Source organism: Rhodococcus sp. NyZ502 (assembly GCF_041464245.1).
GTDB lineage: Bacteria > Actinomycetota > Actinomycetes > Mycobacteriales > Mycobacteriaceae > Rhodococcus_F > Rhodococcus_F qingshengii.
Genome location: NZ_CP167155.1, coordinates 1,506,532 through 1,524,176, shown reverse-complemented (window position 1 = coordinate 1,524,176; position 17,645 = coordinate 1,506,532). Strand labels below are relative to the sequence as shown.

16 protein-coding genes are annotated in these 17,645 nt (G+C 62.4%); 10 read left to right on the top strand and 6 right to left on the bottom strand.

Going from position 1 to position 17,645, the window contains the following annotated elements; all coding sequences use genetic code 11:
• Positions 1-83: 83 nt before the first annotated feature.
• The 3 genes from ACBG85_RS07155 (at position 84) to ACBG85_RS07145 (ending at position 5,088) form a co-directional block, all read left to right on the top strand.
• Positions 84-1,817: an ABC transporter ATP-binding protein gene (locus ACBG85_RS07155; protein ID WP_064074658.1), complete on the top strand. Its 1,734-nt coding sequence runs from the start codon at positions 84-86 to the stop codon at positions 1,815-1,817.
• A complete protein-coding gene (locus ACBG85_RS07150) occupies positions 1,814-3,880 on the top strand; it encodes an ABC transporter ATP-binding protein (RefSeq protein WP_372026708.1) in 2,067 nt (688 codons plus the stop codon). The genes ACBG85_RS07155 and ACBG85_RS07150 overlap by 4 nt, the downstream gene beginning before the upstream one ends.
• 107 nt (positions 3,881-3,987) lie before the next feature.
• Positions 3,988-5,088 (top strand): CaiB/BaiF CoA-transferase family protein, encoded by a 1,101-nt coding sequence (locus ACBG85_RS07145; RefSeq protein ID WP_234552035.1) that lies wholly within the window; start codon positions 3,988-3,990, stop codon positions 5,086-5,088.
• A gap of 60 nt (positions 5,089-5,148) precedes the next feature.
• On the opposite strand, the gene ACBG85_RS07140 is transcribed toward ACBG85_RS07145, so the two are convergent.
• Entirely contained in the window at positions 5,149-6,252 is a 1,104-nt protein-coding gene (locus ACBG85_RS07140) for a bifunctional 2-polyprenyl-6-hydroxyphenol methylase/3-demethylubiquinol 3-O-methyltransferase UbiG (RefSeq protein WP_003944389.1), read from the bottom strand.
• Between the two features lie 47 nt (positions 6,253-6,299).
• Positions 6,300-7,775, bottom strand: a complete 1,476-nt coding sequence (locus tag ACBG85_RS07135; protein WP_019749471.1) for a PLP-dependent aminotransferase family protein — start codon at positions 7,773-7,775, stop codon at positions 6,300-6,302.
• A gap of 61 nt (positions 7,776-7,836) precedes the next feature.
• On the opposite strand from ACBG85_RS07135, the gene ACBG85_RS07130 reads away from it, so the two are divergent.
• The gene (locus tag ACBG85_RS07130) at positions 7,837-8,067 is read left to right on the top strand and encodes a hypothetical protein (protein WP_116058196.1); all 231 of its coding nucleotides are present in this window, start codon (positions 7,837-7,839) and stop codon (positions 8,065-8,067) included.
• A gap of 45 nt (positions 8,068-8,112) precedes the next feature.
• Entirely contained in the window at positions 8,113-8,583 is a 471-nt protein-coding gene (locus ACBG85_RS07125; protein ID WP_065454891.1) for a hypothetical protein, read from the top strand.
• 52 nt (positions 8,584-8,635) lie between these two features.
• Here the strand turns inward: ACBG85_RS07125 and ACBG85_RS07120 are convergent, their stop codons facing one another.
• Complete coding sequence (locus tag ACBG85_RS07120) at positions 8,636-9,925, bottom strand: adenylosuccinate synthase (protein WP_003944351.1); 1,290 nt, start codon at positions 9,923-9,925, stop codon at positions 8,636-8,638.
• A 283-nt stretch (positions 9,926-10,208) separates the two neighbouring features.
• Between ACBG85_RS07120 and ACBG85_RS07115 the strand changes: the two genes are divergently transcribed.
• The 3 genes from ACBG85_RS07115 to ACBG85_RS07105 all read left to right on the top strand — a co-directional run bounded on the left by ACBG85_RS07115 (position 10,209) and on the right by ACBG85_RS07105 (position 12,209).
• The gene (locus tag ACBG85_RS07115) at positions 10,209-10,883 is read left to right on the top strand and encodes a hypothetical protein (protein ID WP_080726714.1); all 675 of its coding nucleotides are present in this window, start codon (positions 10,209-10,211) and stop codon (positions 10,881-10,883) included.
• Positions 10,880-11,650 carry a site-2 protease family protein gene (locus ACBG85_RS07110; protein WP_003944319.1) on the top strand — a complete coding sequence of 257 codons (771 nt, stop codon included), beginning with the start codon at positions 10,880-10,882 and terminating at the stop codon, positions 11,648-11,650. Before ACBG85_RS07115 ends, ACBG85_RS07110 begins: the two co-directional genes overlap by 4 nt.
• A gap of 70 nt (positions 11,651-11,720) precedes the next feature.
• On the top strand, positions 11,721-12,209 hold the full coding sequence (locus tag ACBG85_RS07105; protein ID WP_007726792.1) for a GNAT family N-acetyltransferase: 489 nt from the start codon (positions 11,721-11,723) through the stop codon (positions 12,207-12,209).
• Between the two features lie 100 nt (positions 12,210-12,309).
• On the opposite strand, the gene ACBG85_RS07100 is transcribed toward ACBG85_RS07105, so the two are convergent.
• Both ACBG85_RS07100 and ACBG85_RS07095 read right to left on the bottom strand, forming a co-directional pair.
• Positions 12,310-13,548, bottom strand: coding sequence for an HNH endonuclease signature motif containing protein (locus ACBG85_RS07100; RefSeq protein WP_192712073.1), 1,239 nt, complete (start codon positions 13,546-13,548; stop codon positions 12,310-12,312).
• 92 nt (positions 13,549-13,640) lie between these two features.
• Positions 13,641-14,138, bottom strand: coding sequence for a helix-turn-helix domain-containing protein (locus ACBG85_RS07095; RefSeq protein ID WP_003944415.1), 498 nt, complete (start codon positions 14,136-14,138; stop codon positions 13,641-13,643).
• Positions 14,139-14,196: 58 nt separating this feature from the next.
• Between ACBG85_RS07095 and ACBG85_RS07090 the strand changes: the two genes are divergently transcribed.
• Together ACBG85_RS07090 and ACBG85_RS07085 are read left to right on the top strand one after the other, a co-directional pair.
• Entirely contained in the window at positions 14,197-15,612 is a 1,416-nt protein-coding gene (locus ACBG85_RS07090) for an MFS transporter (protein WP_125050443.1), read from the top strand.
• A complete protein-coding gene (locus ACBG85_RS07085) occupies positions 15,609-16,778 on the top strand; it encodes a thiolase family protein (RefSeq protein ID WP_042452159.1) in 1,170 nt (389 codons plus the stop codon). Before ACBG85_RS07090 ends, ACBG85_RS07085 begins: the two co-directional genes overlap by 4 nt.
• 28 nt (positions 16,779-16,806) lie before the next feature.
• On the opposite strand, the gene ACBG85_RS07080 is transcribed toward ACBG85_RS07085, so the two are convergent.
• The gene (locus ACBG85_RS07080) at positions 16,807-17,463 is read right to left on the bottom strand and encodes a class I SAM-dependent methyltransferase (RefSeq protein ID WP_042452162.1); all 657 of its coding nucleotides are present in this window, start codon (positions 17,461-17,463) and stop codon (positions 16,807-16,809) included.
• Between the last annotated feature and the right edge of the window lie 182 nt (positions 17,464-17,645).

Genomic DNA, 17,645 nt, shown 5'->3' with positions numbered 1-17,645 from the left:
AACCTCGACCGCGATCTGTCATACCGTGTGCGTGTGATCAATCGCGAACGAGCGGCAACCGAGGCAACTCACCGGGAACCGTCGTGCTAGCAAAACTCCTCAAGACGTACCTGCCGCCGTACCGCTGGTTGCTTGCCGGGGTCCTCGCACTGCAACTCTTCGGGGCCATCGCGTCGTTGGTCCTCCCCACACTCAACGCGCGGATCATCGACGACGGCGTCGCCCGAGGCGACACCGGATTCATCATGTCCACCGGCGGGATCATGCTCCTGGTCTCGCTTGCGTCGATCATCGCGTCGGTCGCATCGACCTATCTGGCTGCAAAATCGTCGATGGGCTTCGGCCACGACGTTCGAGGCGCCTTTTACAAGGCAGTCGGCAGTTTCTCGGATCGCGAATTCAACAGTTTCGGTGCGCCGACGCTGATCACACGCAACACCAACGACGTCCTGCAGATCCAGGCCCTGGTCATGCTGACGTCCTCGATGCTCGTCAGCGCCCCACTTATGTGCATCGGCGGCATCGTCATGGCTCTGCGCGAGAACCTGCAGATGTCCTGGCTCCTGACGATTTCGGTGCCACTGCTCGGCATCACCGTCTCGGTCGTGGTGGCCAAGCTGATCCCGCATTTCCGGACGATGCAGACGCGCATCGACAACATCAATCGATCACTGCGCGAACAGCTCACCGGTATGCGTGTCATTCGCGCCTTCGTTCGCGAACCCGACGAGACGATCCGCTTCGACAAGGCCAACAAGGAACTGACCGACACTTCGCTCCTCATCGGCCGGTACCAGGCGGTTCTGCTGCCCACCGTCATGTTGATCGCCAACCTGTCGAGCGTGGCGGTCCTGTGGTTCGGCGCGCATCTGGTCGACACCGGGGACATGCAGATCGGACAGATCAGCGCCTTCCTCGCCTACGTCATGCAGATCCTGATGTCGGTGGTCATGGCGACCATGTTGGCCGTCGTGATCCCCCGCGCCGCCGTGTGCGCCGACCGCATCACCGAAGTACTCGACACCGAGGCGACCGTGCCCGCGCCGGCCCAGCCCCTTCGCCCGACCAGCCCATACGGCGTGGTCGAGTTCGGTGGAGCCGGATTCACGTATCCAGGAGCAGAAACGCCGGTTCTGTCGAATGTTTCGATGCGATGCATGCCAGGCACGGTCACCGCGATCGTCGGCAGTACCGGTAGTGGCAAATCGACCCTCGTCTCACTCATCCCCCGACTGTTCGACGTCACGGCCGGCGCCGTCTTGGTCGACGGCTTGGACGTCCGTGGCTGGGATCAGGACGAACTCTTCGCCAACTTCGGATATGTGCCCCAGAAGGCCTATCTGTTCGCCGGCACGATCGCGAGCAATATCCGCTACGGAAACCCGACCGCCACCGACGACGACATCTGGGCAGCCCTCACCATCGCCCAGGCAGACGACTTCGTCCGGGAGCTGTCCGACGGTCTCGAGTCACCGATCGCCCAGGGCGGCGGCAATCTCTCGGGCGGACAAAAACAACGTCTCGCCATCGCCAGAGCGGTGGTCCGCAGACCCCGGATCTTCGTCTTCGACGATTCGTTCTCCGCTCTCGACATGCATACGGACGCCGCGGTCCGACGCGAACTCCGGACGGTTTCGACTCATTCGACGGTCATCATCGTGGCTCAGCGCGTCGCATCCATCATCGATGCCGACCAGATCATGGTCCTCGAAGACGGTGCGCCGGTCGGCCTCGGCGACCATCAGTTCCTTCTGGCCAACTGTCCGACGTACCAAGAGATCGTGGCTTCCCAGATTCCCGCGGAGATGAGCGCATGACCAGCCCGCAGGACCCGACATGGGGCGGCCCCAACAGCCAGTACTTCGACGATGCCCCGACGGTGGTGTTCGCCAAGATCCCGAGCGAACCTGAATCCGCGGACGGGGATGCGAAGTCGAGTAACCCCGAGACCCCCGACAAAGAGCCGAAGCCCGCGCTGACCGCGACTGACACCAAACCTCGCCACTTCAAGGCGACGATGAAGCGGCTTCTCTCGCTTCTGCAGCCGCACAAGTTTGCGGTCTTCTGTGTCGTCGTTGCGACGATCGCCAGCATCGCGCTGTCGGTCGCAGTGCCGAAAATCCTCGGTCACGCGACAGACCTCATCTTCGCCGGGTTCATCGGCAAGAGCCTGCACGCCGGACTGACCCGCGAGCAGGCCGCAGACGCCATCCGGGCATCAGGGAATTCGACGTTCGCCGATCTTGTCGCCAACTCGACCGACGTCGTTCCCGGTGTGGGTCTGAACTTCGACGCCATCGGCAAGGTCGTCATGCTCGCGATCGGCGTGTACTTGCTCTCGTCGCTGCTTGCCTGGTTGGAAGCATTCCTCCTCAACATCATCGTCCAGAAGACCATCTACAACCTGCGTGCCTCGGTGGAGGCGAAGCTCCACCGTCTCCCCCTTCCGTATTTCGACAAGACACCGCGCGGCGAGATCCTCAGCCGCGTCACCAACGACATCGACAACATCTCGTCGACGCTGTCGTCGACGTTGACCTCGCTCCTGACGTCGGTGCTCACCGTCCTCGGCGTCCTGACGATGATGTTCGTCATCTCTCCGATGCTCGCCCTGATCGCACTGATCGCGGTGCCGGTATCGGTGCTCCTCGTTGCCAGGGTCGCCAAGCGAGCACAGGTGTTGTACAAGGCTCAGTGGACCGAGACGGGCAAGATCAACGCGCAGATCGAGGAGAACTACAGCGGTCGCGACCTGGTACGCGTGTACGGGCATCAGGCCGAAGCCGAGCGTGAATTCGCCGAGCAGAACAAGAAGCTCCTCGACGCGTCCTTCGGCGCACAGTTCCTCTCCAGCCTGATCATGCCGGTCATGAACTTCGTCGGAAACATCACCTACGTGCTGCTCGCTGTGGTCGGCGCTCTCAAGGTCGCCAGCGGCAACATGTCACTCGGTGACGTTCAGGCCTTCATCGTCTATTCGCGTCAGTTCAGCCAGCCACTGACGCAGATCGCGTCCATGTCGACCAGCCTGCAGTCCGGAGCCGCGTCGGCGGAGCGGGTCTTCGAGCTTCTCGACGAACCCGAGCAGTCGCCCGACATCGACGTGCCGCTTCTCCCCGAGCCCGCCGGACGTCATCGCAACGTCGGTCACATCGAGTTCGAGAACGTCTCGTTCCGGTACGAGCCGGACAAGCCGTTGATAGAGAACGTGTACCTCACGGCCCGGCCCGGGCAGATGGTCGCCATCGTCGGGCCCACCGGTGCCGGCAAGACCACCTTGGTCAACCTGCTCATGCGCTTCTACGAAGTCGACTCCGGCCGAATCACTCTCGACGACGTCGACATCTCGCAGATGCGCCGCTCCGACTTGCGCAAGCACGTCGGCATGGTTCTGCAGGACACCTGGCTCTTCGGCGGCACGATCCGCGACAACATCGCATACGGCCGACTCGACGCCAGCGAATACGAGATTCACGAAGCCGCACGCGCTGCCTTCGTCGACCGCTTCATCCACACGCTCCCGGACGGTTACGACACCGTGCTGGACGAGGAGGCGTCGAACATCAGCTCCGGCGAGAAGCAGCTCATCACGATTGCCCGAGCATTCCTGTCGGAGCCGTCGCTGCTGATTCTCGACGAGGCGACCAGCTCAGTCGACACACGTACGGAACAGCTTGTGCAGCAAGCAATGTCCGCGTTGCGCGTCGGGCGGACCAGCTTCATCATCGCGCACCGGCTCTCCACCATCCGTAACGCCGATCTGATCGTCGTGATGGAGTCGGGCAAGATCGTCGAGCAGGGCACACACGACGAACTCATCGCAGCGGCGGGCGCGTACTTCCGTCTCTACAACGCTCAGTTCGAGGGTGCCGCCGTCTAGTGATCGGCGCCTCCCTCGGTGGACACAGTGCCCCGGAGCACACCTGATCGATTCGACACGTTACCGTCGGGTCAGAAGTGTTGTCACCGTCTGAATTGGGAGTGCGTGTGTCTGCAGAAGCTGTGGAGAAGAAGGGCCCGCTCGCGGGCATTCGGATCGTGGAATTCGCTGGATTGGGACCGGGCCCGCACGCCGCGACACTGTTGGCGGACATGGGCGCCGACATCGTCATCGTGCAGCGCGCAGGGCAGATTCCGCAGGACTCGAACGCAACCGACCAGATCAAGCGCGGCCGCCGCATCGTCGAGGCCAACCTGAAGGACCCGGCCGACGTCGCGAAAGTGCTCGATCTCCTGGACCGCGCCGACGTCCTCATCGAGGGTTTCCGCCCCGGCGTCATGGAACGCATGGGACTCGGACCCGACGTGGTCTCGGAGCGCAATCCGCGCCTCGTCTACGCCCGTATGACGGGCTGGGGACAGGAAGGACCGCTCGCCAACGCCGCCGGTCACGACATCAACTACATCTCACTGACCGGTGTCCTCAACGCCATCGGACGCAAGGGTGAACGTCCCGTCCCGCCGCTCAACATGGTCGGCGATTTCGGCGGCGGTTCCATGTTCCTGATCTTCGGCATTCTGTCGGCTCTCGTCGAGCGCTCGACGTCCGGTAAGGGCCAGGTCGTCGACGCGGCAATGGTCGACGGAACCCTCGCGCTCTCCCACATGATGTGGGCATTCCGCGGTCGCGGCGTCTGGTCCGACGAGCGCGGCGTCAATCTCCTCGACACCGGCGCTCCGTTCTACGACACCTACGAGACCTCCGACGGCAAGTACATGGCCGTCGGATCCATCGAACCCCAGTTCTACGCATTGCTGCTCGAGGGCCTCGAACTCGATCCCGCGACGCTCCCTCACCAGATGGACACGTCCAAGTGGGACGACATGAAGAAGCTCTTCACCGAAAAGTTCCTGTCCAAGACTCGCGACGAGTGGGCCAAGATCTTCCTCGGCACCGACGCCTGCGTCTCCCCTGTCCTGACTTTCGCCGAGGCTCCGTCCAACGAACACATCGCGGCTCGCGGTTCGCTCATCGAACTGGACGGCGTCACCCAGCATGCTCCCGCACCGCGCTTCTCGCGCACGCCCACCACGACGCCTGCTGCGCCGGCGCGTGAGGCGACGGATATCGATACGGTCTGGACCTAGGGCCTTCGGCCCCTGTGCGCCTTTTTGGTAGTTACTGCAACCAAAAAGGCGCACGGGGCGTCAGCCCAACCTGTAGAACCTGAACATCTCGTGCTCGATCGGCAGCACGTCCACCCGCTCGAAACCTGCCGCCTTGGCATAGCTTTCGAGTGTCGAGTGCCTCATCACCGTCCCGGTGGCAATGCTTCCCGGATGCGAAAGACTGTCCGGTAAGCAGCAGGTCAGCGAAAATCCGTACAGCAATTGCTCGATCGGACCCGCCTCGGGATCGAACTCATCCGCCGTTCGTTCGTCCATCACGATCACCGGAGCGCCCGGCTGGGCAATCGCCCGAGCCGTGGACAGAAAACCCACCGGATCCGGAACGTCGTGAAGGCACTCGAAAGCGAAGACGGCGTCGTAGGTCCCGGCATCGGCTCGCCCGGCCTCAGGAGCCTGTCCGGCGACGTCGACCAACGAGAAATGCACGCGGTCGTCCACCCCCCGATCATGAGCGTTACGACGGGCAGCGTTCACCGACGCCGCGTCGACGTCGAAGCCGTGCACTTCGATCTTCGGGTATCCGAGGGCGAGCGCGATCGACGACCAGCCCTCCCCCATCCCGAGATCAGCGACCTGCCCGCCGTCCGAAAGTGTGGCGTGCAGGTCGGTGACTACCGGCAGAAACTGCTGACAGAGCTGATGAAGATACATCGGCCGATTCAGTAGCGCCTGACCCTCGCGAGCATCGGGGCCCATCGATTCCCACGTGACTCCCCCACCGTGACGATAAGCGTCGAGTAGACGTGGCATCGACGACGTCGTCGCGACGAACAGCCTCGCCAGCGGCGCCAGGAAAAGTAGGTTCTCGTCGTCGACCAGAACATCGGCGTGAGCCTGCGGCAGGCTGTACCGGCGATCGGCATCCGAATTGACGTCCACATAACCGGCGACGGCCTGCTGCTCGAGCCACTCCCGCGCATATCTTTCGACGGTCCCTGTCCGGTCCGCCAGCTCCGTCGACGTGAGCGGGCCGTGATCGCTCAGCGCGCGGTACCAGCCCAACCGGTCGCCCAGATACACGGCCTGCAGCTCCGATGCCCCGAGCGTGGCCGCGAACAATCGTTCTGCGAGCGCTTCCGCCGCACTGGTTCCCGCTGCGCCTGTACCGTCTACCGCCGTCATGCCCTACCTCCTGGTTTCACACCACTTTCAGGGTGTGTACCCAGTTCTCAGACGACGACCATTCGTTGGTCTGCCGTGTCGCGATCCGTCGCGAGAGTGTCGTACGCAGCGGCGATGGATGCAACGCCGCGAATGAGGTCCTCGGGAGAACGTGCGTACGGCACGCGGATGAATCGTTCGAACGCACCTTCCACGCCGAAACGGGGGCCGGCGGCAAGGAGTACGCCGAAGTTGGGTGCCACCGCCGCCAACGCCGTCGAGACGGGCGCGGACATTCGCATCCAGACCGACATTCCGCCGGAACCGATGGTGGGACGCCAGTCCGGCAGATGCTCGGCCACCGCACCGAGGAGTACCGCACGCTGTTCTCGCAGAACTTCGCGACGCTGTTCGAGCAACGAGCGGTCGTCGGCGAGCAAGTAAGCGGCTGCCAACTGATCCATGACGGGAGTACCGAGGTCGACCGCGGCACGCGCCCCCACCAACTGGGTGATGAGCGCGGCATCGGCGCGAATCCAACCGACACGTAGCCCGCCCCACAGCGACTTCGCGGTCGAACCGAGCGTCACCACTTCGGTTTTCGCTGCGCCTCGCCCATGTGAGGCGACCGGCGCCGGCGGTGGTGCGTCGAGCCACAGATCCACCATCGTCTCGTCGACGACCAGAGTCATTCGCGTTTCGTGCGCAATCTTCGCAAGCTCGGCGCGGCCGGAAGAGTCCATGCAGAGGCCGGTCGGGTTGTGAAAGTCGGGGATCAGGTATGCCATTCTGGCAGCGGTTTGCCTTGCTGCACTACGAATCCCGTCGAGATCCCAGGCTCCGGCGGCCGCGAACTCCGGTCGGACCGGAACCGGTACGGGCCGAGCGCCGTTTCGCCGAATCGCTTCCAGCGCATTGGGGTACGTCGGATGATCGACCAGCACTCGCTCGCCGGGTGAGGTGAGCACCGACAGCAACAATCGAAGCGCGTGCTGCGCACCCGAGGTCACCATGATCTGTTCGGCGGTGGTGGGAAGACCCCGCGCCGTGTAGCGCTGCGCGATCACGTCACGCAAGTCGGCGATCCCGACCGGTTCCATCCCGTGTGTGGGAAGGAAGTTCGGAAGTTCCTGCAGCGCAGACGCATACGCCAGTTCGACCTGAGCGGCGGGAGCTGCCATCGCCGCGTAACTGAGGTCGACGACGGGTCCACTCGGCCCGGGTTGATGGGAGCGGAACATCAACCCGTTCGGCCGCGCGCCGGCAGGTAATGCCACGGTGCTTCGCGAACCCTGCCGGCTGATCAGGTACCCCTCGTCTCGCAGCACCGAGTACGACGACGTGATCGTGGTTCGACTGAGTTCGAGTACCGCCGCAAGTTCACGCTCACTCGGCAGTGCGACTCCCAGCGGAACGCGACCGTCGTGCACGAGCAGGCGGATACCGTCGGCAAGCGCACGGTACGCGGGCCTGCGTCCGGACTCTTCCTGCCAGGATCCCAGATCGCGCGCAAGCGAACGGGCACCGAGAACTCGAGTCATCATGCAGTCCAGTATCGACAACTTGGCTATGTAACTCAATACCAGTCGAGTTGATCATATGTCCATGACTACCTTCGCAACCCTGATCGGCATCGGACTCTTCGTGGCACTCGTCTACTTCTTCGCGCCCGCCGAAGGTGAAGGTACATACATTCGTTTGGAGCAGTTTCGCCTGGCAGTACCCCTCGGCGGCATCTTCCACGACAAGACTTCAGACCGCGAGAACGACGCTGTCAGACCCCCGTGCGATTGTGATCAGGGGGAAGAATTCACTGATCTCAGTCCAGTTGCGTAAAACTGGACTCTTTTCGCACTCAGAAAGTCTCCAGAGAGGGTTCCCATGCCGGCTTCCAAAAAGATTCTCTACGTCGATCTCGACAACACCTTGGTCAACTTCCAGTCGGGCATCGATCGCCTGACCGACGGCGTCCGAGAGAAGTACAAGAACGACCTCGACGAAGCGCCGCACATCTTCTCTCGCATGGATCCTCTCGACGGCGCTATCGACGCCTACCACCAACTGGCACAGCAGTTCGACACCTACATCCTCTCGACAGCGCCGTGGAAGAACGCCACAGCCTGGCACGACAAGGTTCTGTGGGTACAAGAGCACCTCGGAATGGAGGAAGGCAGCGTCGCGTACAAACGTCTGATCCTCTCGCACCACAAACACCTCAATCGGGGCGACTACCTCGTCGACGACCGCGGAGCAAACGGAGCAGATCGATTCGAGGGCGAGTGGATCAAGTTCGGCAGCACCAAGTTTCCCGACTGGATGACCGTCACCGCGCACTTGTCGAAGCTGGCTTGAAACACGAAATCCCCGCTCATGCTTGCATGAGCGGGGATTTCGAGGGAACGAACTAGCGGACGATCTCGCGCCGGACGATCGTCTCGTCGCGGCCGGGGCCGACACCGATGCAGGAGATGAACGCACCCGAAAGCTCTTCGAGCCTAAGCACGTAGTTCTGCGCATTCTGCGGCAGTTCCTCGAAGGTGCGAGCCTCCGAGATGTCTTCCCACCAGCCGGGCATCTCTTCGTAGATGGGCTTGGCGTGGTGAATATCGCTCTGTGACATCGGCATTTCGTCGTGGCGGACACCGTCCACCTCGTACGCGACACAGATCGGCACAGTGTCGAGGCTGCTCAGCACGTCCAGCTTGGTGAGGAAGTAGTCGGTGATGCCGTTGACGCGCGTCGCGTAGCGCGCGATGACAGCGTCGAACCATCCCGTACGACGAGCGCGTCCGGTGGTGACACCGACCTCGCCGCCCTGCTTCGCCAGGTATGCGCCGTGATCGTCGAACAGCTCCGTCGGGAACGGACCGGAACCGACACGCGTCGTGTACGCCTTCAGGATGCCGAGCACTGTGGTGATCTTGGTGGGACCGATTCCCGAACCGACCGCCGCACCACCCGAAGTGGGGTTGGACGAGGTCACGTACGGGTACGTGCCGTGGTCGACGTCCAGCAGAGTGCCCTGCGAACCTTCGAGCAGAACGGTCTCGCCGCGCTCGAGGGCGAGGTTGAGTTCCAGGCGCGTGTCCGAGATGCGGTGCTTGAAACCCTCGGCCTGCGTCAGTACTTCTTCGACGACCTGCTGCGGGTCGAGTGCCTTGCGGTTGTAGATCTTGACCAGCACCTGGTTCTTGAATTCGAGTGCTGCTTCGACCTTCTGGGTCAGGATCTTCTCGTCAAGGACGTCCGCGGCACGAACACCGACACGGGCGATCTTGTCCTGGTAGCACGGGCCGATACCGCGGCCGGTCGTGCCGATCTTCTTCGCTCCCAGGAAGCGTTCGGTGACCTTGTCGATGGCCACGTGGTACGGCATGATCAGGTGCGCATCAGCAGAAAGCAGCAGGCGGGACGTGTCCACGCCGCGCTCTTCCAGGCCTGCCAATTCGGTCAACAACACACCCGGGTCGACGACGACACCGTTACCGATGACGTTGTTGACGGCGGGGGTGAGGATTCCGGACGGGATGAGGTGCAGTGCGAACTTGTCACCGTTCGGCAGAACCACGGTGTGTCCGGCGTTGTTACCGCCCTGGTATCGCACGACCCACTGAAGCTGCTCGCCCAGTAGATCTGTAGCTTTGCCCTTACCTTCGTCGCCCCACTGGGCGCCGATCAGGACGATTGCCGGCATGACGTTGTCTCCTACGGTCGACGTGCAGCAGTTGTCCCGCCGCATTGGTACTGCCTGGCTTCCGCGCACATGATGCAGCGCCGAACTGTTGCAGTGACCGAAGGAGCAGTCTAGCCCAGAGCATCAGACCAGACCTGACGGTCCAGAATTTGGCCGGTGACCATCACGATTGCGAGTCGACACAGAGACTCGCACTAAGATCGTCGGCAGTGATTCGGACGGCCATTTCGGGGAAGGGTGGCGAGGTCCCACTACCCGTGAAGAAGTCTTGATCGAGCTAGGAGTGGCTTTGACCCCTGTGGTGCTCAAATGTGGCGATTCGCCGGTTCCACTCCCCCTGGGTGAACTCACGTCGTTCACCGTCCCTGAACTTCCGGAGAAGCAAGACTTCGACGAGGCCCTGTCCCAACTGCAGGTCGTGACGGAGCCTCGCTTGATCGTCGTGGGTAACGACGGCGCGTTTGCCGCGGCATTGACGCGGTTGATGCGATTGGAGCGACTCAACGTCGAACTCGCCTACGTCACCGAGAACAGGTCCGACGCAACCGACGCGTACAAACTCGCGACCGGTGCAAGAGCTGCGCGCGCGGCCTTGAAAGGCACAGTCCACACCGTGCCGCTCATTCGCGACGACGCTGGAATCGCGCTGGTAGGTGCAGCAACTGTCACGGGTCCGGCGGATGCAGACGAACTGATCGGCGAGGCCTACGTCGACGACAACAAGCTGTTCTCCGGCACAGTCCCCGGCATCCGGATAGTGCCGAGCCCCAAGCTCCCCGGGATCAAGGCATCAGTCGACCGCAAGAGCCGCTGGAGCGGGCGACGCTGGCTGGAAGGCCGAGCCATTCAACTGGGCTCGCCGGCAGCGCGACTGGTTCGCGACGGGGTGGCCAACCCACGCGATCTCAAGCGTTCGACCTTCTACCGGCACGACAAGACTTGGTTGTTGGTCAGGTGAGAACCGGAGCAGCACGGTCGGCGGTTCGGCCGAGCCCTGTCTTCCTCGGCGTAGTTGCGATCACTGTCATCGCCGGAATCGTCGCTTGGAACTCGACGTGGGGTTCCATCGCGGGCCGCGCGGGTGTTTTTGTCCTCGTGGTTGCCGGCTGGGTGGTCACGCTCTGCTTGCACGAATTCGCGCATGCCTATCTGGCGTGGCGTCATGGAGACACCGACGTCGAGGCTCGTGGCTACCTGACGCTCAACCCGCTCAAGTACAGCCATCCGATGCTCTCGATCGGTCTGCCGGTGCTGTTCATCGCATTGGGCGGCATCGGGCTTCCCGGCGGCGCCGTGTACCTGCGCACCGGGATGTTCCCGCCCAAGGTGCAGGCCCGAATATCGCTCGCCGGTCCGTTCACGAATGCCGTCGCCGCCGTGATCCTCCTCGTCGTCATACGTACGTACGGCTCATCGGCCGAGCATCTGACGTTCTGGGCCGGCCTCAGTTTCCTGGCTTTCTTGCAGGTCATGGCAACAGTTTTGAACCTGCTCCCAGTCCCGGGTCTGGACGGTTACAACGCGCTGGAGCCCTACCTCGCACCCAATACACGGCACCAACTCGACCAGTTCAAGCCGTACGGACTGCTCCTGCTGGTTGCGCTCCTGTTCGTCCCACAGATCAATGTCGTCTTCTTCGACGCGATCTACTGGATCTTCGAATTGAGCGGTGTGTCCGACTACTACGCCATGCTCGGTAACGCCCTCATGCGTTTTTGGACGTGATCGAGTGCGCTGGAGGAGACTCGTGAGAGTCTGACATTTCAGACATTCATTCTTCTTCAGGGGAGCATCGATGATTGCGACGTCATTTCAGTCCGGCGGAGTGGAGTACACCCTCACGCGGGCCGAGATTCGACACGTGGAGGCACTGATCGACTTGCTCGCCGACGACCCGATCGGCAGCACCCGGGAGACGACCAACCCCGAAGCCCGAACGATCTACGAGGACGCGTTCAAGCGAATCGACGAGGATCCGGCTCAACTTCTCGTCACCGTTCTGGTCGGCGACGCGGTAATCGGCACAATGCAATTGACCTTCATTCCGGGTATGAGCCGGATGGGTGCCACGCGACTGCAGATCGAAGCTGTTCGCGTCCACGAGGACTACCGAAGTAAAGGCATCGGCAGTTCGATGATCCGATGGGCCTGCGAAGAAGGTGCCCGGCGCGGCGCGTTTCTGGCGCAGCTCACCTCGGATCAAACTCGCAAGGAAGCTCACGACTTCTACGAGCGACTCGGATTTGTGGCCTCCCATGTCGGGTTCAAGAAGTCACTGAGCTGACGCCCTGCCACAAAACTCCCAAACTCGGGGACTCCCAAACGCGAGCTCGAGCACCGGGGCATGGTTGTGCCCCGGTGCTCACGTCTTCAGTTGTCGCGATTCACGCCGCGGTGGGCGGACTGTTCCCGCCGATGGGCCGCTGGAACGGATCAATCGACATCGGTGGATAGAACACTGTTTTTCGGTCGGGGCCGATCTCGACCCGCCATTCGGTGTGGTGCAGCGTTCGATGATGATGACCGCACAACAAGATCAGATTGTCGAGATCTCTTGGGCCACCATCGTTCCAGTGAACAATATGATGGGCATCGCACCACCCCGACGGTGTCCCGCACCCCGGAAACGCGCAACCACCATCACGAACCGCCAACGCCCGCCGCTGCGGAACCGTCGCCGTTCTCGCTTCCTTGCCGCAGTCGAGCGGAACACCATTCTCGTCCAACAAAATCCGCGTCACGGTGCAGTCGCACGCCAACATCCGCGCGGTATCGATACTGATGGGGCCCACCCAATCCGCCCACGCGAAACCCAGTTCCTCGGTGGACGGCAGGAGGTCTTTCAAAGCCTGCAGATCCGTCATGTCTTTCGCGGACGCGGTGACCGTGATGTGCGGTTTCACCCCGCCTTCGATCGGACCCAACCCCGCCCGCTCGTACCGCCGCAACAATTCGCAAAACCCGTCCGCCCGCCGTAATGCCGGCGTACGCGTGTCTTTGACGCCGTCCTTCTCCGGCGTCGGCGCCGACAGACTCGACAACAACGTCATCAACCGGGCCCCGTTCACAGCATCCAGATCACCCTTCACAGTTACTCTGCCGTACAGGCCTTTCGACGCGTAGAACTCGTTACGCTCCGAATCCTCGCCGACCGGGACGCCGTCCTCGCGCTTGCCGTACTGCTTCTCGATCCGCCGAATCGCCGCCCGCACCGCATCACAATCAGCAATGTTCTTCGACGCCAACCACAACAAGATCCCTCGGGCCTTGTCCACATCCGCCAGGGTCATGTTCTTCGGCGGATGCTGACAAAACGACGCCACCTGCCGCGCCTTCAACGCATCCACGTCACCACGATGAAACGCATCCGCGACAACAGGTTCGAGCATCAACAACCGCGCCAACCCGACCAGCAGACTGCACTCACCGATCTCCAGATTCGTCGAACCATGCAACCACTGCGCGATCGCCCGAAAACCCTTCCCACCGAGAACCTCACGGGAAAACATCTCCACGATCAGCAACACCATCCGCGACTGCAACTCGTGTCGGGCGCGCACCAGACCCAGAACCTCACTCTTGAGGTCCTCGCCATCCAGCTGCCACGCTTCCCGACTGTCCATGCTCAAAGTTTAATCGAACATACTTTCGATAACCAGAGACAAACCGGACAACTTCAAGAAGACCTACACTCGAGAGCTGTTGAGATGCATCGCTATTCGCGCAACCGCCGACGCGATTCGTTGACAGAGACTCGCAACTCCCCCAAAGGCACTTCACGACCCGACTCACTGCGCACCTCGACGCGAACGCGCTCACCAGTAGCGTCGTCGGCCACCTCCAACGGTCCACCTTTTCCGCCGTGCAGATACTTGTCGCCCCACTGCATCAGCGCGAGAACCGCCGGCAGCAGGTCACGGCCCTTCTCGGTGAGCACGTACTCGTGCCGCGTCCGCTTTCCAGGCTCCTTGTACGGCACACGCTCGAACAGTCCCGCCTCAGTGAGTTCTTTCAGCCTCGCCGACGCAACCGCCTCGGTGATGCCGACTCGCGACGCGAAGTCGTCGAAACGCGTTGTGCCGTAATAGGCCTCTCGCAGAATGAGCATCGCGGATCGAGTGCCGACCACTTCCATGGCCCGCCCGATCGAACAGTGCGTGGCCCGCCAGGCGTCGCGATCTTCGAGCACTCCGGTCAGTCGTACAGCGTCCATGCAATTCACCATACCCCCTGGCTTGCCATAACCATAGCCAGAGTCTAGATTGCTGACTATGGAACTTCATAGCCAGCCGGTGCGGACCGGACCCCTGCTCGCGATACTGTCGGGGGCGCCGTTTGTCGCCAGCCTCGATCTTTTTGTGGTCAACGTGGCCTTCGGCGACATCGCCAAGAGCTACCCGGGTCACTCGCTCGGCGAGTTCAGTTGGATCCTCAACAGCTACGCGATCGTCTACGCCGCACTGTTGATACCCCTCGGACGCTGGGCGGACAGGATCGGGCACAAGCGCGCCTTCATCGCCGGCCTCGCACTGTTCACCCTCGCCAGCGCCGCCTGTGCCTTCAGCCCGTCCTTGTGGGCACTGGTGGCCTTCCGTATCGTCCAGGCAGTCGGCGCCGCTGCGCTCACCCCGGCCAGCCTCGGGCTTCTGATCAATGCGCTTCCCGCCGCGAAACGTCAATCCGGCGTTCGCATCTGGGCAGCCGCCGGCGCTGCAGCAGCTGCATTCGGCCCTGTCGTGGGCGGCATCCTCGTAGAGGCCTCGTGGCGCTGGGTCTTCCTGATCAATGTTCCAGTGGGCATCGTGTTGCTCTACTTCGCAGTCCGACTCGTACCGGATACAACACACAAGGACCCCGATGCCGGTATCGACTTCGTCGGCGCTGCCCTCCTCACCGTCGGAATCGGCTCTCTCGCCCTGGCACTCGTCCAGGGTCCGGACTGGGGATGGACCGACAATCGCGTTCTGATCGCCTTCGCCGTGGCCGCCGTGACACTACTCTCGTTCTGGTGGAGCAACTCTCGTCACCGGACTCCGTTGATTGCTCCGGATCTTCTGAAGATCCGCTCGTTTGCCTGGTCCAACGTCACCGCCATCCTGTTCAGCGCAGCATTCGCCGCGGGTCTTCTCTCGAACATCCTGTGGCTCCAGGAAGCCTGGGGATACTCGGCTCTGCGAACCGGTTTCGCCGTCTCACCGGGTCCACTTCTCGTTCCGCTGTTCGCCATCGCCGGCGGATCGCTGACGCGCAGGTACTCGGCGGGACGCGTCGCCGCACTCGGCAGCCTTCTGTGGGCAGTCGGAACCGTACTCGTTCTCGTCTCGGTTGATACGACGCCCAACTACGCGACCGGACTCCTACCAGGCTGGATCATCGCCGGGATCGGTGTCGGTCTTGCCCTGCCGACCATTCTGTCGCAGGCCACGGCGGATCTGGCACCTGCCAGATCGGCCACCGGTAGCGCAATCGTCAGCATGAGCCGACAGATCGGAACCGTTCTCGGCGTGAGCGTTCTGATCGCGGTTCTCGGCTCTGCTGTCGACTACGACACCTTCCGCCAGGCCTGGTGGGTGATCTTTGCCGTCGCGCTTGTGTCTGCCCTGGCATCACTGGGAATGACGCCTGCGACCACACCCACCCCGGTTGTCCCTGCTGAATCCGCCATCCCTGAAAGGAATTTGTCATGAGAGACGCAGTTATCGTCGAAGCCGTTCGCACTCCGATCGGCAAGGGAAAGGCGAACGGCGCCCTGCACGGCATCAACGCCGTCGACCTCCTCGCCCACAGCCTCAAGGCGGTAGTCGAACGCACTGGAATCGATGCAGCATTGATCGACGACGTCATCGGTGGAGCGGTAAGCCAAGTCGGTGAACAGAGCCAGAATGTCACTCGCACTGCCCTTCTCGCCGCAGGCTACCCTGAGTCGGTACCGGGAACCACCGTCGACCGACAGTGTGGAAGTAGCCAACAAGCAGTTCATTTTGCCGCTCAGGGCGTCATTGCCGGTGCGTACGACATCGTTGTCGCTGCCGGAGTCGAGTCGATGAGCCGAGTCCCTATGGGCTCGAGCAGCATCGGGCGCGAATCACTCGGCGTGGGTTTCGAAGAGCGCTATCCGGACGGTCTGGTACCGCAGGGCATCAGCGCCGAATTGATCGCCGCCAAGTGGGGACTGAGCCGCACCCAACTCGACGAGTTCTCGGCGTCGAGCCATCGGAAAGCCGCGCTGGCAACCGAGAGTGGTTACTTCACCAAGGAACTCGCCACGCTCCCGCAGCTGTCGGTCGACGAGGCCATCCGCCCCGGCACCACGGTCGAGACCCTGGCCGGCCTACGGACCGCCTTCGAATCCGACTACTACGCACAGCGATTCCCACAGATCGACTGGTCCATCACCGCGGGCAACAGCAGCCCGCTTTCGGACGGCAGTTCGGCGGTGATGATCACGACCAGTGAGATCGCCGCGAAACTCGGCCTCACCCCGAAGGCACGATTGCACAGCTTCGCAGTTGCCGGCGACGATCCGCTCTACATGCTCACCGCGGTCATCCCGGCTACGCAGAAGGTCCTGGCCCGTGCGGGATTGACGGTCTCGGACATAGATCTGTTCGAGGTCAACGAGGCCTTTGCCCCAGTGGTCCTCTCGTGGGCAGCGGACACCGGCGTCGACCTGTCCAAGGTCAACGTCCACGGCGGCGCCATCGCGCTCGGCCACCCACTGGGCGGCAGCGGAACGCGGATCATGACCACCCTGGTCAACGCGATGGAGCAGCGCGGCGCGCGCTACGGACTCCAGACCATGTGTGAGGCAGGTGGGTTGGCCAACGCGACCATCCTGGAGCGCCTGGGCTGAGCAATCCCCGATGGACGGCATTCCGACATCAGTGACCGAGTGCCGTCCATTCGGGATCCGGCTTGCGCGCAACGACCCGAAACACGATTCCGCCCCGGCCGCTGCGCTGCACCTCGTCGATCAGGAAACCGGCGTTTTCGAGGTATTCAACCGGTTCACGGGTGAGATGATCGGCACCGAACCGAACAAAAAGCGGTTCGACGACCTTCATCAACGTACGAGCAACAACGTTCTTGCTCGGTCCGTGCTCGGCGAGGACGAATCGACCACCGGGTACCAGGACTCGAAATGCTTCGTTCGCAACTCGGTCCGGATCGGGGATCGTGCAAAAGGCGTAGGTCGAGACCAACGTGTCCACGCACTCGTCGGGAACATCGAGTGCTTGCACGTCTCCGAGTCGTAGGTCGACTTCGGTCTTCACTCCCTCGGAGACCTTGAGCCTGGCCTGATCGAGCATCGCAGTCGAGATGTCCACGCCGATGACGTAATCGACGTCGTCTCCGTAGAGAGGCAGGTTCAGTCCGGTACCCACGGCGATCTCGACCACGCGGCCATGCGCCTGGTCCACGGCCCATTTCCGGGCGTCACCGAGCACAAAGCGTTCGAAGCGCCCGATCTGTCGGTCGTAGTGCGCCGCCATTGCGTCGAAAGTCTTGGCGACCTGTGCAGTGTCTGGTTCACGCATAGTGCCCCGTTCGATCGATCTTCTGTGCAGTCTTACACGCGAGCACCGGGTCGGGAAGACCTTTCGTGACGAAGGGCAACCGACCTCGCGAGGTCGTCCCTGACGGATGCCCCCGGTATCGTTCCAGGTGACCTGACCTCACCTACGACGATCATGGATAGAGACCTCGTGCGATCAAGTAA

Coding starts and splice junctions, on each gene's coding strand:
- ACBG85_RS07150 (WP_372026708.1), top strand. CDS start 1,814: ATGACCAGCCCGCAGGACCCGACATGGGGCGGCCCCAACAGCCAGTAC.
- ACBG85_RS07140 (WP_003944389.1), bottom strand. CDS start 6,252: ATGACGGCGGTAGACGGTACAGGCGCAGCGGGAACCAGTGCGGCGGAA.
- ACBG85_RS07135 (WP_019749471.1), bottom strand. CDS start 7,775: ATGATGACTCGAGTTCTCGGTGCCCGTTCGCTTGCGCGCGATCTGGGA.
- ACBG85_RS07130 (WP_116058196.1), top strand. CDS start 7,837: ATGACTACCTTCGCAACCCTGATCGGCATCGGACTCTTCGTGGCACTC.
- ACBG85_RS07125 (WP_065454891.1), top strand. CDS start 8,113: ATGCCGGCTTCCAAAAAGATTCTCTACGTCGATCTCGACAACACCTTG.
- ACBG85_RS07120 (WP_003944351.1), bottom strand. CDS start 9,925: ATGCCGGCAATCGTCCTGATCGGCGCCCAGTGGGGCGACGAAGGTAAG.
- ACBG85_RS07105 (WP_007726792.1), top strand. CDS start 11,721: ATGATTGCGACGTCATTTCAGTCCGGCGGAGTGGAGTACACCCTCACG.
- ACBG85_RS07100 (WP_192712073.1), bottom strand. CDS start 13,548: ATGGACAGTCGGGAAGCGTGGCAGCTGGATGGCGAGGACCTCAAGAGT.
- ACBG85_RS07095 (WP_003944415.1), bottom strand. CDS start 14,138: ATGGACGCTGTACGACTGACCGGAGTGCTCGAAGATCGCGACGCCTGG.
- ACBG85_RS07090 (WP_125050443.1), top strand. CDS start 14,197: ATGGAACTTCATAGCCAGCCGGTGCGGACCGGACCCCTGCTCGCGATA.
- ACBG85_RS07085 (WP_042452159.1), top strand. CDS start 15,609: ATGAGAGACGCAGTTATCGTCGAAGCCGTTCGCACTCCGATCGGCAAG.
- ACBG85_RS07080 (WP_042452162.1), bottom strand. CDS start 17,463: ATGCGTGAACCAGACACTGCACAGGTCGCCAAGACTTTCGACGCAATG.